The organism is Candidatus Tisiphia endosymbiont of Piscicola geometra (assembly GCF_964026415.1).
In the GTDB taxonomy this organism is placed as follows: domain Bacteria; phylum Pseudomonadota; class Alphaproteobacteria; order Rickettsiales; family Rickettsiaceae; genus Tisiphia.
On sequence record NZ_OZ032144.1, the window covers coordinates 595,072 to 608,906 of the forward strand.

At 32.0% G+C, this 13,835-nt stretch carries 14 protein-coding genes; 4 read left to right on the forward strand and 10 right to left on the reverse strand.

All coding sequences use genetic code 11. The annotated features are described in order from the left end of the window. Positions 1-963 (forward strand): tetraacyldisaccharide 4'-kinase, encoded by a 963-nt coding sequence (lpxK, locus tag AAGD26_RS02740; RefSeq protein WP_341752132.1) that lies wholly within the window; start codon positions 1-3, stop codon positions 961-963. Further along, positions 947-1,882, forward strand: a complete 936-nt coding sequence (locus AAGD26_RS02745) for a lipid A biosynthesis lauroyl acyltransferase (protein WP_341752133.1) — start codon at positions 947-949, stop codon at positions 1,880-1,882. The genes lpxK and AAGD26_RS02745 overlap by 17 nt, the downstream gene beginning before the upstream one ends. Before the next feature lie 38 nt (positions 1,883-1,920). Here AAGD26_RS02745 and AAGD26_RS02750 read toward each other — a convergent pair whose 3' ends face one another. Continuing rightward, complete coding sequence (locus AAGD26_RS02750) at positions 1,921-2,148, reverse strand: hypothetical protein (RefSeq protein ID WP_341747284.1); 228 nt, start codon at positions 2,146-2,148, stop codon at positions 1,921-1,923. Between the two features lie 385 nt (positions 2,149-2,533). On the opposite strand from AAGD26_RS02750, the gene AAGD26_RS02755 reads away from it, so the two are divergent. Both AAGD26_RS02755 and AAGD26_RS02760 read left to right on the forward strand, forming a co-directional pair. Further along, positions 2,534-3,202 carry a helix-turn-helix transcriptional regulator gene (locus AAGD26_RS02755; RefSeq protein WP_341752134.1) on the forward strand — a complete coding sequence of 223 codons (669 nt, stop codon included), beginning with the start codon at positions 2,534-2,536 and terminating at the stop codon, positions 3,200-3,202. Positions 3,203-3,226: 24 nt separating this feature from the next. Beyond that, positions 3,227-4,954: an aminopeptidase P family protein gene (locus AAGD26_RS02760; protein WP_341752135.1), complete on the forward strand. Its 1,728-nt coding sequence runs from the start codon at positions 3,227-3,229 to the stop codon at positions 4,952-4,954. Here the strand turns inward: AAGD26_RS02760 and AAGD26_RS02765 are convergent. The 9 genes from AAGD26_RS02765 to AAGD26_RS02810 all read right to left on the reverse strand — a co-directional run bounded on the left by AAGD26_RS02765 (position 4,943) and on the right by AAGD26_RS02810 (position 13,834). Continuing rightward, a complete protein-coding gene (locus tag AAGD26_RS02765; protein WP_341752136.1) occupies positions 4,943-5,920 on the reverse strand; it encodes an Rpn family recombination-promoting nuclease/putative transposase in 978 nt (325 codons plus the stop codon). The genes AAGD26_RS02760 and AAGD26_RS02765 overlap by 12 nt on opposite strands. A gap of 119 nt (positions 5,921-6,039) precedes the next feature. Beyond that, positions 6,040-7,077, reverse strand: coding sequence for an IS630 family transposase (locus tag AAGD26_RS02770; RefSeq protein WP_341751946.1), 1,038 nt, complete (start codon positions 7,075-7,077; stop codon positions 6,040-6,042). A 374-nt stretch (positions 7,078-7,451) separates the two neighbouring features. After that, positions 7,452-8,393 (reverse strand): transposase, encoded by a 942-nt coding sequence (locus AAGD26_RS02780; RefSeq protein WP_341752137.1) that lies wholly within the window; start codon positions 8,391-8,393, stop codon positions 7,452-7,454. 388 nt (positions 8,394-8,781) lie between these two features. Continuing rightward, on the reverse strand, positions 8,782-9,540 hold the full coding sequence (locus AAGD26_RS02785; protein ID WP_341752138.1) for an ABC transporter ATP-binding protein: 759 nt from the start codon (positions 9,538-9,540) through the stop codon (positions 8,782-8,784). 16 nt (positions 9,541-9,556) lie between these two features. Continuing rightward, a complete protein-coding gene (locus AAGD26_RS02790) occupies positions 9,557-10,336 on the reverse strand; it encodes an ABC transporter permease (RefSeq protein WP_341752139.1) in 780 nt (259 codons plus the stop codon). Then, positions 10,326-11,426, reverse strand: coding sequence for an alanine racemase (locus AAGD26_RS02795; protein WP_341752140.1), 1,101 nt, complete (start codon positions 11,424-11,426; stop codon positions 10,326-10,328). Before AAGD26_RS02795 ends, AAGD26_RS02790 begins: the two co-directional genes overlap by 11 nt. Positions 11,427-11,440: 14 nt before the next feature. After that, on the reverse strand, positions 11,441-12,427 hold the full coding sequence (locus AAGD26_RS02800; RefSeq protein ID WP_341752141.1) for a ribose-phosphate diphosphokinase: 987 nt from the start codon (positions 12,425-12,427) through the stop codon (positions 11,441-11,443). A 57-nt stretch (positions 12,428-12,484) separates the two neighbouring features. Continuing rightward, positions 12,485-13,066, reverse strand: coding sequence for a phospholipid-binding protein MlaC (locus AAGD26_RS02805; RefSeq protein WP_341752142.1), 582 nt, complete (start codon positions 13,064-13,066; stop codon positions 12,485-12,487). 12 nt (positions 13,067-13,078) lie between these two features. Then, the gene (locus tag AAGD26_RS02810) at positions 13,079-13,834 is read right to left on the reverse strand and encodes a VacJ family lipoprotein (protein ID WP_341752143.1); all 756 of its coding nucleotides are present in this window, start codon (positions 13,832-13,834) and stop codon (positions 13,079-13,081) included. Position 13,835: the final 1 nt, after the last annotated feature.

Here is a 13,835-nt window from a genome sequence, read left to right on the forward strand (position 1 = left end):
ATGATCAGGCTTATTTATCCTAAATTTTGGCACACCAAGAACATTATAGCATATTTATTATTACCACTAAGTTGGTTATATCTTTTTGCTAGTTATTTAAGAAAAATAATTGCACGCCCTATAATATTTCCTTGTAAAGTAATTTGTGTCGGTAATATAAGCATTGGAGGTACTGGTAAAACTCAAATAGTGATCTTCCTTGCGAAAATGTTGAAGGCTATTAATATTGATTTTATAATTATTACTAAAGGTTATGGCAGTAAACTGCAAACGGCGTTGTTAGTTGAACCACATCATACAGCACTAGATGTCGGAGATGAAGCAGTAATGCTATTAAAATATGGTAAAGTCATAGCTAGTAAAAAAATTCAATATATACTGCCTTTTATACAGAGAATTAAGCCAAAGGTGATTATAGTAGATGATGCAATGCAGAATCCTAATTTTTATAAGGATATTGTTATTCTGTCAGTTGATGCTGACAGGTTATTTGGCAACGAATTGTTAATTCCAGCCGGTCCTTTGCGTGAGTATCCTAAACAAGCTATTGAAAAAACGGATATAGTTATTCTTGTCGGTTCGAGTAATGTTGCTCCTTCTTTCTTATATAGAGAGCTTCCCTTTTTTCAAGCCCAAATAGTTCCAACTATAGACATAGATAAAACAAAGAGATATTTTGCCTTTAGTGGTATAGGTAATCCTAAACGGTTTTTTTCTACATTAGAAAATTATGGATTGCAGTTAGTAGGTAATAAAATTTTTCCGGACCATCATCAATATCGTGAAGAAGATTTAGACTATTTAAAAGAACAATCAGAAAAATCTAATTCTCTTCTAATCACAACTAGAAAAGATTACGTAAAAATATGTGATACTGACTTGTCAGTAATATGTTGTGATGTACATTTATTACTAAATAATCAAAAATTATTAGCAGATTTAATATATGAAAAAATTCTTTAAAAATATTAAGTATTTGCTTGAGTATTTTTTCGTTTTAATAGTACTAAAGATATTAGGAACATTTGGTATCGACAAATCTGTACAAATTTGTCGGTATATAGCAAGGAAAATAGGTCCTCTATTGCCAGTCAATAAAATTGCAAAAGAAAATATTCAAAATATTCTTGGCAAGAATCAGACAAATGGTCTAAGCATGGAGACTCAAGTAACCATTGATCAAGTATGGGATAATTTTAGCAGTTTTATAGGAGAATTTCCATATGTTAATAATATGTCAGAGGAAGAATTATCTAGAAGGGTAGAAATAATCGGACTTGATAATATAATAGAATTTCAGAAATCACAGCAACCTTTCTTATTATTTACGGGGCATTTTGCTAATTGGGATTTTGCACTTAAAATTATAAATAAATTTTATCCTAAATTTGCTATTATCTATCGTAAATTAAATAATCCTTATATTGATAAGCTGATTAATGATAGGCGTAAAACTAGTGATATAAAGCTAATTCCAAAAGGAGAAAAGGGTGCAAGAGATCTCCTATCTGCAATCAAATCAGGATACGCAATTGGCATGCTTGTAGATCAAAAAATGAATAATGGCATTGAAGTACCATTTTTAGACCGACCGGCCATGACTGCTCACGCAATTGCTAAAATTGCCTTACAATTCGGCTACCCGATTATACCATTACAAGTGGTTCGCACTAATAGTAATAACAGTTATTTTAAAGCTATTATCCATCCACCAATACAATTACAAAAAACTAATAATAGTAAAACAGATTGTTATAATATAATGTTTACCATTAACCAAATTTTAGGTAATTGGGTTAAAGAAAATCCAGGCCAATGGTTTTGGTTTCATAATAGATGGAAGAAGAATAACTATGCCCCAAATGACAAAATCTGCAAATAATAACATGTAGCCGAAAATGTAAATTTAATAAGTACTGGCTAAAAGTTTTTTTGCAAAAAAAGTATGGCTAAAAACCATATAGTAATCAAACATATCCAAAGCCCACCTCTAATGTCATATGTACGCTTGATTAGGATTTTTAGAGCATCTTCAGTTTTTTTAGCTTCTCTTATACACTCTGATCTCATGGCAACTATGTAACCTGATATAGTCATAATCTTGCTATATAGTTGTTTTAGATCTTTATCATTAAAATCATTTTGCATAAAACCCTCTTACTATGATTGTAGGTAAAATATTCCTATTCATTATTAGATAGGGTAGTTGAGGTTGCATTTTTAAAAAGAAAGTTGCTAAATAAGCAAGAATAAATTTGATTACTGAGCAAATATTGTATATATTCATAAGGCATTTCCTTTTATGATTGAGGTTTTGTGCTTAACTAACAATTTAGTATTATTTCGTTTTTATTCAACTTACCTATATTTGTAGTAGTTGAATTTATGTACTGAATAGTTTTAGTTTTTAAAGTTTATCTTACTAAATAATTCCTTGGTTCATTTAGTAAGATAAACAACTTTACTGTGACAATTTTTTGTTGTCAAGAAAAAACCGTTTTTCACGGATCAATTTTATAAAAAAATATTTACAATGGGCTGGTTTGAAAATCTAAAAGAATTCCTTCGGAATAAAATGGAAGAAAAACAACTGAAGGCTAGTGATCTTGCTGGACTTGCGGGCATTCCTATAACTACTATGAGAGGGATGTTGAGTAATCGACGTCCTGAAATAAAAAACATAATCAAACTTGCAAATTATTTGGACTGCTCTATGGATGAAATGTTCGGCAGACAGAAATTTGTCTCTGGCGAAAAGCAACAATATGCTCAACTATCTCTAGAAGAATTAAGTGATAATTTGAAGAGTTTTATCACCGACAAGATGAATAAAAAGCAAATGACTCAATACGAATTAGGACTGGAAGTTAGTGGTAGTCCAGACGGCTTTCGAGCTTTTTTAAGAGAAGATGATAATAAACAAAAAATGCTAAGTACTGGAGCAGTTATAGCTCTTGCTGATCATTTGGACTGCTCTACTGATGTAATGGTAGGTAGAACTTCGCAGCTTGAAAAAGAGCAACAGCTAGCAAAACCATTAGATAACAGCTTAAAAAACTTAAGTCCTGAAGTTCTAAAAGCCGCTCAACTGATTGGGAAATCTATGGGTGATATATCACCTAAAGCTCTGACCACAGATAATGTTGCTCCCAGCCATGTGAGTTCTTTAATTAAGAAATCGCCTAATAGGAGTAGAGGGTAATAAATCTCTTTCGATGATAATTTAATGCAAGAACGTATTAGCAATATTAGGGGTCTTTTCGCTAAGTATAAAATAGATGCCTATATAGTACCGTCTAATGATCAATATCTTAGCGAGTATGTTCATGAAAGTGCTAAACGACTGCAATATATGACTAACTTTAGTGGGTCAAATGGTATTGTGGTGATCTGCAAAAATAATGTTATATTTTTCACAGATGGTCGTTATCTAGAACAAAGTAAGCGTGAACTAGATCCAAAAATTTTTGAGATTTTTGATATTAAAGATTTACCCTATTTTCCTTGGGATGATTATTTAGGTAATGATGGTATATTAGGATATGATGCGAAACTTTTCACTAATGTTAAGTTAAAAATATTTTCTAAAATAAAGCCTCGTTTACATAAAGTATCTAATAATTTAGTAGATCAAATTTGGCGTAATAGACCAGCTGAGCCATCATCAAAAATATATATTTATGATGATAAGTTTGCTGGTCAATCGTATAGTGATAAAATTACCATGTGTCGTAATCTACTCACTAAATATTCTGCAGATACCATGATTGTTACTGCAGCAGATTCAATATGCTGGTTATTAAATCTCAGAGCAAGTGATATTCCATATTCACCATTGATGCTTGCTATAGTCCTAATCACTAAGGACCAACTATATTTATTTACTAATCCAAATAGGGTGGACCAAGATATTATACTTGCTCGTCCTCATGTAACTATCTTACCTTCTGCACAATTTGCTGATATATTGAGTCAAGCTAATAAAGTCCTAATTGACGAAAACTTCACTTCCAATTATATCATAGATTTGCTAAGCACTAAGATAATAGAAAAAATAAATGATCCTTGTCAATTAGCTAAAGCCCGTAAAAACGATATTGAAATTAACCATGCAATTAATTCCCATATTAAGGATGCGGTGGCACTATGCGAATTCTTTGCATATTTATTCGAACTACCAAATTTGCAAGATCAAACTGAATATGATTTAGGAGCAATATTAACAGAGTTTAGATTTAAGCAAGATCAATATGTTATGGATAGCTTCCCGACTATATGTGGCTTTAAGGAAAATAGTGCTATAATTCATTACCGAGCAACAAGCACAGGGGCAAAGAAAATCTTAGGTAAAGGCATATTATTAATTGATTCTGGTGGTCAATATAACGGTTGTACTACTGATGTAACTAGGACTTTTGCTATAGGTGGGTATCCTAACAAAGAACAAAAATTACGTTACACTCAAGTTCTTAAGGGGCATATTGCTTTGTCGATGATTAAGTTTCCAGTTAATCTTATTACTGGAGGTAATTTAGATGTGCTAGCTAGGCAGTTTTTATGGAGAGATGGACAAGATTACCCACATGGTACAGGTCATGGTGTTGGTAGCTTCTTAAGTGTTCATGAAGGACCACAAAATATTAGTTTACGCAGTAACATTATTCTAGAACCTAGTATGATTGTATCCAACGAGCCAGGTTATTATAAAACAAACGAATTTGGTATTAGAATAGAAAATCTGATGTATGTCAAAAATGCTTCACAGGATGAAAATTATCTAGAGTTTGATACTCTCACCCTTGTTCCTTATGCAAAAGATTTAATAGATCGCAGAATACTAAACGCAGATGAGATAAATTATATAAAACAATACTATCAAAAAATTAAACAACAAGTTTATCCTCTACTTTCAATTAGAGGACAGAAATGGTTAAGTAATCAATTACTTTTCTAGCTTGTTGATTTCTTCAATACTCAAACCGGTAATCTTGGCTATATACTCAGACGTCATATTTTCTTTAAGTAAAATTTTAGCTATATCTATAGCTTTTTTCTTTTCGCCTCTAGCCTCGCCTCTAGCTTCACCTCTAGCCTCGCCTCTAGCTTCACCTCTAGCTTCACCTCTAGCCTCGCCTCTAGCTTCACCTCTAGTTTCAGCAGCTTTTTCAGCTTGTTCGATTTTGAACTGCTCTACTGCTAGATTATCTAGTTGAGTTTTGGTTATATGATCATAGGTATTTAACTCTTCTTCCGTCCAAGAGGCTTGATCTATTGCTTGGAAAGCTCTTTTAATGATAATATCGTGACCAATTAAATGCTCCATTTCTACTAAAGTACTATGATGGGCATGTTTAAAGAAATACATCCATTTTTCTTCAATATTCTCTAACTGATCAATGGTTTTATGGAATTTTTTTAGTTCAGCAAAGATGAAGTAAAAATCCTTAAGATCATGCTCATAACTTTTGGAATCTAACAATCTATGGGTTGATTTCCAATCTTTCTTGTCAGGAAACATGATAAAATCAGCAATAGCCAAAAATATCACTCCTTTAAGCTTAGCATATACTGCTAATTTTTTATGATTTTCATCTTCTTTAAGTATTTGCTGTGAATAGGCTTTAGCCGCATAAAATTGAGCTCTTTTCTCAAATCCCTTATGTTCGCCAACCTGCATTTCAACAATTACTTGCGTGCCATTTTGGTCTTTACACAAAACATCTACTATAGATTGCCGATATGCTGCAATAGCAGGGTCTTGTATGGTTTTAAGAAAACTAACCTCAATAATTTGATCTTTTCCCTGATATCCCAAAATATCATTAAGGAAGTGAATTAATATATCTTTATTTTTCTCTGTACCAAAGATTTGCTTAAAGCAAAAATCATTTTTTGGATCAAGAAAACGGGAAATAGCCATAATAAATAACTTAAATATATATGATACTCATTGGTAGTATAGCAAAAAAATTCTCAAGCACTAAGTAATATACGATAATTTTTTTAAGCTATCGATAAATAATGCTTGTATATACTCAATTAACCTGAAGAGTTGGCAAAATGATTAAAAGTTATAGTCTGAAATTGGTCAGTTATAAGAGTAATCAAATTACCTTTGTATTTATCAATATTAGCAAAAAATCTATCTATAGCTTCTGAGAATTGAGCAAAATTATGGTAAAATTTATTATTTGTTACAATTCTATGCATAAATTTCCATAATCGTTCAATCGGATTAAGATTAGGGCTATAGGAAGGTAAAAATACTAATTCTATTTTGCTATTTACTAGATACTCCTTTACTTTCTTTGACTTATGATACCCAGCATTATAACAAATCAAATATATCTTCTCTTTATTAGGATTTTCTGCTTCTAATTTTTGTAGAAAATTGATTATATAATCACCGTTTACTTTAGGATTATCTGTGCTAACTAATTGCAAATCAGATAAATTAATTGCTCCTATTAAATGCTTCCTTTTCCAGCCACTAAATGTTGGTAAAGTTTTATTTTGATTCTTTCTGATCCAACCATAACGGGCTTTTGTTTGATACTGAGGATGAACGCTATCCATAAAATATATAGCTTCTTTAGCCTTGAGAGTACCTTTTAACAAACTATATTCTAGCTTAAATAGTTCTTGCTTATCTATATCAAGCTTGCCGGGTACGATCTTTGGCTTCTTATATACAAAGCCTAATCTGATTAATAGTTTTGTTACTCCTGCTATTGTATAGGTAACACCGTATTTTTCTTCTATGTAATTGCTGATATCTTTGGCATAAACATAATTACATATTTCTAAATGCTCTATTAACTCTTTCTCTTCTAGCTCACTTAGCTTACTTGCACTAACACCGGTAGCTGTCTCTAATTTATTAAATTTTTGATAATCTCTTACATGCTTTCTTATAGCTTCTTCACTTAACAGCAATGCTTCTGCTATTTCTCCATAGCTCCAACCTTTATCATACAGCAAAACTGCCTTAATTCGGTCACATACTCTCCTATCTCGTTCATTACCATGACTTGACTTCAGTACCGTTCTTTGTTCAGATGTTAAAATATTTCCCATTATCATATTCTAGCTTCTTTCTTCTCTTCCTTCAACTCTTCATTTACGAGCAGTATACTCAGGTAGAACTTCAAGAATTGGCGTCGCATGTCTAAAGATCGAAGCTGCTCCGTTACTCATGTACGCTACGCTGCTCGACTTTGCTACTGTCTAGCTCTTCTTGAAGTTATACTATCGTCTACCAACTCTTCATTAGACTTCTTTCGAAACTCTACTTCTGCTGGTGATTTGTACGTCGATGCAGTACTCGAATCCTCACGTACATTAGAGTACGCTGCGGTTCTGCGTTCCGCGTCTCCTTCAAATCCCTCAGCACAAGCGACTTTCGAAAGAGCAATTATCTTTTATCTAAATTTTATAAAAATAGATAAATATTATTTAATAACAAAAACACGTTTTTGTTGAATAAGTTTATGGCACACTTCAAGTAACTTACGCATACAAGCAACTATCGCAACTTTCTTAGGTTTAAAATTATTAACAAGCCTATCATATAAAATTTTTAAATATTGGAAACCATTCTTACCAGCTAATACTGCCATGTATAAAGCATCTCTAGGTATTTTCCTGCCTCCTCGAATAAATCTTCGTCCTTGCTTATTACCACTATCACGAGCATATGGAGCTATACCAACAATTGATGACAATTCATTGCTACTATAATTTTTATCTCCTAATTCAGGTACAAAACTAATTAGTTTTGTACCTAAACATTTACCAATACCAGGTACAGTCTCTAATATTTTTACCTTCTCTTTTAACTCTTCTGACTCATCTATTGTTTTGTTTAACTTTTTATCAAGCTCAGCTATTTCATTTTGTAAAAATTTAATGTGTTTTTCTATACTCTCTTTATCAATACCATCAATGCTATGATGTAGTCTTTTCTTTTCATTGCTAAGCATTAATACTAAATCTTCTCGTCTTTGCTGACATCTCTTCAAAGCCTCTGATTCAACTTGATATATATAATTCGCTGAAAGCTGCATCTTATCCGCATAATATGCTAATTTAAATGCATCCTTCCTATCAGTTTTACACAAATTCACCGATTTACTAAAAGAATTAAAACTATATGTATTGACCTTATGTATTTGTTGGTTATTATTATCCAGCTTTTGACAAATCTCAGCTTCGTATCCTCCAGTAGGTTCACATATTATTAGCTTAATCTCTTGCTCTTTTGCTAATTTAATCATCTCTTCATGACCAGTTGCATCATTGGCAAAACGATGATATTTAGGTTTATCTCTTGTATTATATACACATATATCAAGCCAGTTTTTACTTACGTCTAGACCTATTATTTTATTCATGATATAATCTCCTTCTTCTTATGGTGCAAGGCTGCTCTTTTTAAGACCACCTTCTGCAATTTGTTCAAGCTAAACTACCAAAAAGAGGGTACTTATTCTCTTAGCGACTATTTTAGTCAAGGTCTATTCAAGTCACCCTCTTTAATTACTTATAACACATTCTTAAGATATAAGGTCTATTTACGAGCAGTATACCAAGAAGCTACTTAAAAGACATATTTTACAACTTATACATTAGCTAGCCAATTAAAAAATATACCTAAAATTGAAATAATTATAACATTTTTTCAATTTTCAAAAAACTTGGTTAAGAAACTCATTAGGTTCTATGGAGGTTGTTATTTAATTTTGTAGATTTAGTTGACTTTCTATTATTGAATACACCATACTAAATCTCAATTGGTCCAGTAGTTAAACCATTAACAAACTGTTGCAAGTAAGGATTATCACTATTTTTTATTTCATCTTTTTTACCAAACCATAAAATCTTCCCTTTATAAATCATAGCAACCTCTTTAGCTATCATATAAGCACTATTCATATCATGAGTTATGGTGATGGTAGTAGCCTTTAGCTCTTCTTGAACTTTAATTATTAATTCATTGATGACATTAGCCATTATAGGGTCAAGACCGGTAGTTGGTTCATCAAGGAAAAGAATCAACGGATCGCCACAAATAGCCCTAGCTAAAGATACTCGCTTTTGCATACCTCCGGAAAGCTCAGATGGATAAAGACCCAGTATTTTTTTAGACAAACCTACAGAATTAAGTTTAGATGCAGCTAACTCTTCTTTATTTTTTGGAGATAATTTATACAGTTTTTCAGTAAAGAATGTAATATTATCTTGAATAGTTAAAGAATCAAAAAGAGCTCCCCCCTGAAATAGAAACCCCATGGTTTCCATCATTTTAAATCTATCTTTACTTGAAATATTTACAGTTTCCACTTCATCAATAACTATACTACCCTCATCAGGCTGAATTAAACCAATTATAGTCTTTATTAACACTGATTTACCAGTTCCTGATCCCCCAAGAATTACTATTGAACTATTCCGTTTTATATCTAAGTCTATACCATCAAGTACCTTATGATCGCCGAAAGATTTATATAATGAACGTATTTTTATTTTTGATTCATCCATAATCTATTCTCGAGTCTTATACTTTAAAAAACAACTCTGTTATCAAGTAATTACTGATTAGAATAAGAACTGAAGAATTTACTACCGCGGAAGTTGTACTCGTCCCAACTCCTTTTGCTCCTGTACCTGAATAATAACCACTATAACAACTTACTATTGAGATAATAAAACCAAACACTGCTGCTTTTACCAAACCAGAAATGACATCTATTGGTTCTAAAAACTTAAAGCTATTCGTTATATAATTAAAACTATTAAAATCAAGCTTATAAACACTTACCAAATAACCACCCATTACTCCTAATATATCACCTATTAATACTAAACATGGTAATGTAATAACTGCGGCTAGTACTCTTGGAAAAACTAAATATTTTATGGGATCAGTTGACAAAGTATAAAGTGCATCTATTTGTTCAGTCACCCTCATAGTAGCTATTTCAGCAGCAATTGATGCACCAACCCTACCAGCAACCATAAGACCAGCAAGAACTGGTCCAAGCTCTCTAGTTATTGAAAGGACTACCACCGTAGCTATTGAACTTTCAGCCGAGAAACGAGAAAAACCTGTATAACTTTGTAATGCCAGCACAGCACCGGAAAAAAAGGTAGTCATAGCTACAACTGGTAGGGAATAAAAACCTATAGACAATAACTGCTTTAACACTAAGTTGTAGTATAAAGGTTTTTTAAAAATACTAGTGACTCCCGCAATAGTAAATAGAGAAAAAGCCCCTATAGTCCTTGCAAAACCAATAGTATGTTTACCTAATAAATTAACGGTATCAAGAATCATTTTTGTATACTCTCTTATATCTGCTACCTAGTAGAGTGAGAATTTCATAACCAATGGTATTTATTATATTCGCTATTTTATCTAAAGTACAATAATTCCCTATAATTTCAGCTTGTTGTCCTAGAAAAATTTTGTTTGGTGGTAGTTCAGTAACATCAACAGTAATTGAATCCATTGATACCCTGCCAACTACAGGAGCTGAATGGGAATCAATAACTACTACCCCACAATTACTAAAAGCTCGGGGATAGCCATCAGCATAACCAAGGGGCAAGGTAGCAATTAGCCTATTACTATTTGTTTTAAAGGTCATATTGTAACCAATGTAACTTTCCGGTGGTAATTCTTGCAATTGTATTATTGGAGCAGTCAGTCTTATCGGATTATGCATTGGATTTTTAAATGTATTACCCAAAGGATTAATACCATACAATGCAGCACCAGGGCGTATTAAGTCAAAATGATATTCTTTCCCTAGAAATATACTACTAGAGTTAGCTAGACTAGCTTTGACTTTTGGGAAATATTTTAAATAATGCTTAAACTTTTTTAATTGTTGTAAATTATAAGGATCATCAACTATTTCAGATGCAGATAAATGACTTATAATATACTGCAATTCAAGACCAACTAATAGATCAGGTTTGTCTATTATATGTTGCATTTCTGTGTCAATCATTCCTAAGCGATTCATACCAGTATCAACATGGATTGTACAAGGTAATACTTCTTTTTTAAGAGAAGCAAACTCTTGCCAAATTTCAACTTGTTTTAAACTATTAAGCACAGGAATTAAATTACTATTTCTAAATTCCTCAACATCATTGCTAAATACACCATTAAACACAAAAATATTAGATTTTTGCCCCAATACTTTACGTAATGATATTCCTTCATCAACTGAGGTTACAAAAAAACTCTGACAATTCTCCATCTGTAAGGCTGGTGCGATAGCATCAGCACCAAGTCCATAGCTGTTAGCCTTTACCACGGAGGCAATCTCTGAAGTTTTACAAATTTTAGAAATAATACGATAATTAGCACGAATTTTTGCTAAGTCTATTTCAAGTGTACATCTATCAGTATGCATAAAGTCTTAAATTCTCATGATTTTGTAGATTTTTGTAATGCTGCTATAATAATTGGAGCAACTGATATTACATGGAACTTAGATGGTAAATCAGTAGTTTCTATTGTATCAGTTATATATACGTTCATTATATCAGAATTCTGAATATTTTCTTTGGACATGCTAGAAAGCACTGGGTGAGTTATAAAAGCATTGACAGATAAAGCTCCTACTTCCATTAATAGCTTAGCTCCCTTACACAGGGTTTCGCCACTATCAACAATATCATCAATTAATACACAATGCTTGCCGGAAACGTTACCTATTATTTCTGACATTTGGCATTTATCAGTAGACCTCTTGACCTCTCTACTTTTATTAATAACAGCTATATTCATGTTAAGAAGCCTATTCACATCACGTACACGTACAAAACCACCAACATCTGGAGATACAATAATAGAATTATTATAAGTTTCAATAATCGGAGCAAATAAACTTATTGGATCAAGATTTTGTATTGGAATTTTAAAAAAACCCTCTAATTGCTGTGAATGCAAATCGACAGTTATTACATGATTAACACCAGCAACTTCCAACATACTCGCTACAAGACGGCTCGATACTGGAGTAAAACTACAAGATCTACGATCTTGGCGGCTGTAACCAAAATACGGTATAACCGCAGTTACTTGTGAAGCTCCTGCTCTTTTTACCGTATCAACTAATAATAAAAGTTCCATCAAGTGGTTATTGGCTGGTCTAGAAGTAGATTGTACTATAACAACATCACACTTATGCATATCTTCAAGGATTTGTACCCTTGTTTCAGTATCATCGAAAGCTGTAATATAAGTTTCCACATATTCACAATTTAGTTCCTCAGCTAAATATCTAGCTAATTTTTTATGACTAAGACCTGCAAGAATTTTCATGCTAATTATAATAATTGGTTTAAGTTTTTGTAGTATATAATAATTATAATTTGCACTAAGTGTTTTATGAAAAATATTTTTATTCAATAGCAGAAAAAATTATTAACTCTTCATTTACGAGTAGTATATCAATCTTCGTAGGTTTTATGACCTCTTTCCCAATTCATCTATTAACTTATCAAAACCACTATTACTGAGAATATTCATGAACTCTGACTGTTGAGAATTGATAAGACTAACACCTTCTGTAATAACATCTGAGACTTTTAAATTAGTTTTATCGCTTGTACCCTTTACTTGACGTACTAAGTAATTTACTTTAGCAGTTCCTATTAACATTTCTACCATAAACTCTCTTTCATCAAGAACACGCACTTGTTGAACTTTAGGTTCTTGACCATGGTAATTCTTTACTAAATCAGCATAGGCCTTGCTTACATAATTACTGTAAACTTCTGTGAATTGTTTAATTTGTTCAGGAGTTAGAGTTCTTCTATAAACACCAAGGGTGAATTTAGCCATCCAATTCAGATCTAAGTTAGCTAAAATTAGCTTTTTAGTTTTAGCTATTTTGGCATCTTGATCTAAACTCTCATCATTACATACATCTAGCCCAGCTCTTATTAGTTGATTAACATAATTATCAACCGCCATTTTGTCATCAGTAGCAGAATAGGCTGACAAAGATAGACAACTTAAAATTAAGCAAACAATAATTTTTTTCATAAATAACTACTCTTAATTAGGTTTAGGGCATTTAAATTGATTAGGATAGACAATTACCGATTCACGATTTTGATGCGTAGCTGATCTTACAGCTATGTAAGGGTCAGTAGAACTACATCCTATATAGTCAGTAAATGGTAATAATCCTAACCTAGTATGTATAACTTGTACACTAGAAACTATGATTTCAAAATCTCTATGTACCGGGTACATTATAGGATTTAAGTAACTATTTGTAAATATAGCATCTGTACTATCTCTTACATTAGTACTACCAAAAAATGGTATGACTAAATATGGTCCAGGACCAACTCCATAGTGGGCAAAAGTGCTGCCCAAAGTTTGTTTGGTAACTCTCAATCCAATTTTATCTGCTACATCAAATAACCCACCTATACCAAACGTAGCATTGATTAAAAATCTCCACAGACTCTTCATAGTTTGATCATAATTCATTTGTAAGCCATAATTGACAACAGTCAAAGGCATACTAATATTATCTAGAAAACTATTCACTCTAACCCTAGTATAATTATTACTAATTCGTTTATAGCCTATACTAATAGGGCGTAAGAATAGATAGTCTAAAACAGAATTAAAGGCAAAAATTTTACGATTTAGTTTCTCATAAGGGTCATAGACTTGAACACACCCCTTACCTTCATTATAAACATACCTAAAATCTTCATCATCTTGAGTATTTTGAGTACTCGCTATTGCAATTATACTAGAAAAATTAATTAACAACAGTAATATAAATTGCTTCATG

Excerpts from the sequence above, each read along its gene's own strand:
- lpxK (WP_341752132.1), top strand. The coding sequence starts at position 1 with ATGATCAGGCTTATTTATCCTAAATTTTGGCACACCAAGAACATTATA.
- AAGD26_RS02745 (WP_341752133.1), top strand. The coding sequence starts at position 947 with ATGAAAAAATTCTTTAAAAATATTAAGTATTTGCTTGAGTATTTTTTC.
- AAGD26_RS02750 (WP_341747284.1), bottom strand. The coding sequence starts at position 2,148 with ATGCAAAATGATTTTAATGATAAAGATCTAAAACAACTATATAGCAAG.
- AAGD26_RS02755 (WP_341752134.1), top strand. The coding sequence starts at position 2,534 with ATGGGCTGGTTTGAAAATCTAAAAGAATTCCTTCGGAATAAAATGGAA.
- AAGD26_RS02760 (WP_341752135.1), top strand. The coding sequence starts at position 3,227 with ATGCAAGAACGTATTAGCAATATTAGGGGTCTTTTCGCTAAGTATAAA.
- AAGD26_RS02765 (WP_341752136.1), bottom strand. The coding sequence starts at position 5,920 with ATGGCTATTTCCCGTTTTCTTGATCCAAAAAATGATTTTTGCTTTAAG.
- AAGD26_RS02770 (WP_341751946.1), bottom strand. The coding sequence starts at position 7,077 with ATGGGAAATATTTTAACATCTGAACAAAGAACGGTACTGAAGTCAAGT.
- AAGD26_RS02780 (WP_341752137.1), bottom strand. The coding sequence starts at position 8,393 with ATGAATAAAATAATAGGTCTAGACGTAAGTAAAAACTGGCTTGATATA.
- AAGD26_RS02785 (WP_341752138.1), bottom strand. The coding sequence starts at position 9,540 with ATGGATGAATCAAAAATAAAAATACGTTCATTATATAAATCTTTCGGC.
- AAGD26_RS02790 (WP_341752139.1), bottom strand. The coding sequence starts at position 10,336 with ATGATTCTTGATACCGTTAATTTATTAGGTAAACATACTATTGGTTTT.
- AAGD26_RS02795 (WP_341752140.1), bottom strand. The coding sequence starts at position 11,426 with ATGCATACTGATAGATGTACACTTGAAATAGACTTAGCAAAAATTCGT.
- AAGD26_RS02805 (WP_341752142.1), bottom strand. The coding sequence starts at position 13,066 with ATGAAAAAAATTATTGTTTGCTTAATTTTAAGTTGTCTATCTTTGTCA.
- AAGD26_RS02810 (WP_341752143.1), bottom strand. The coding sequence starts at position 13,834 with ATGAAGCAATTTATATTACTGTTGTTAATTAATTTTTCTAGTATAATT.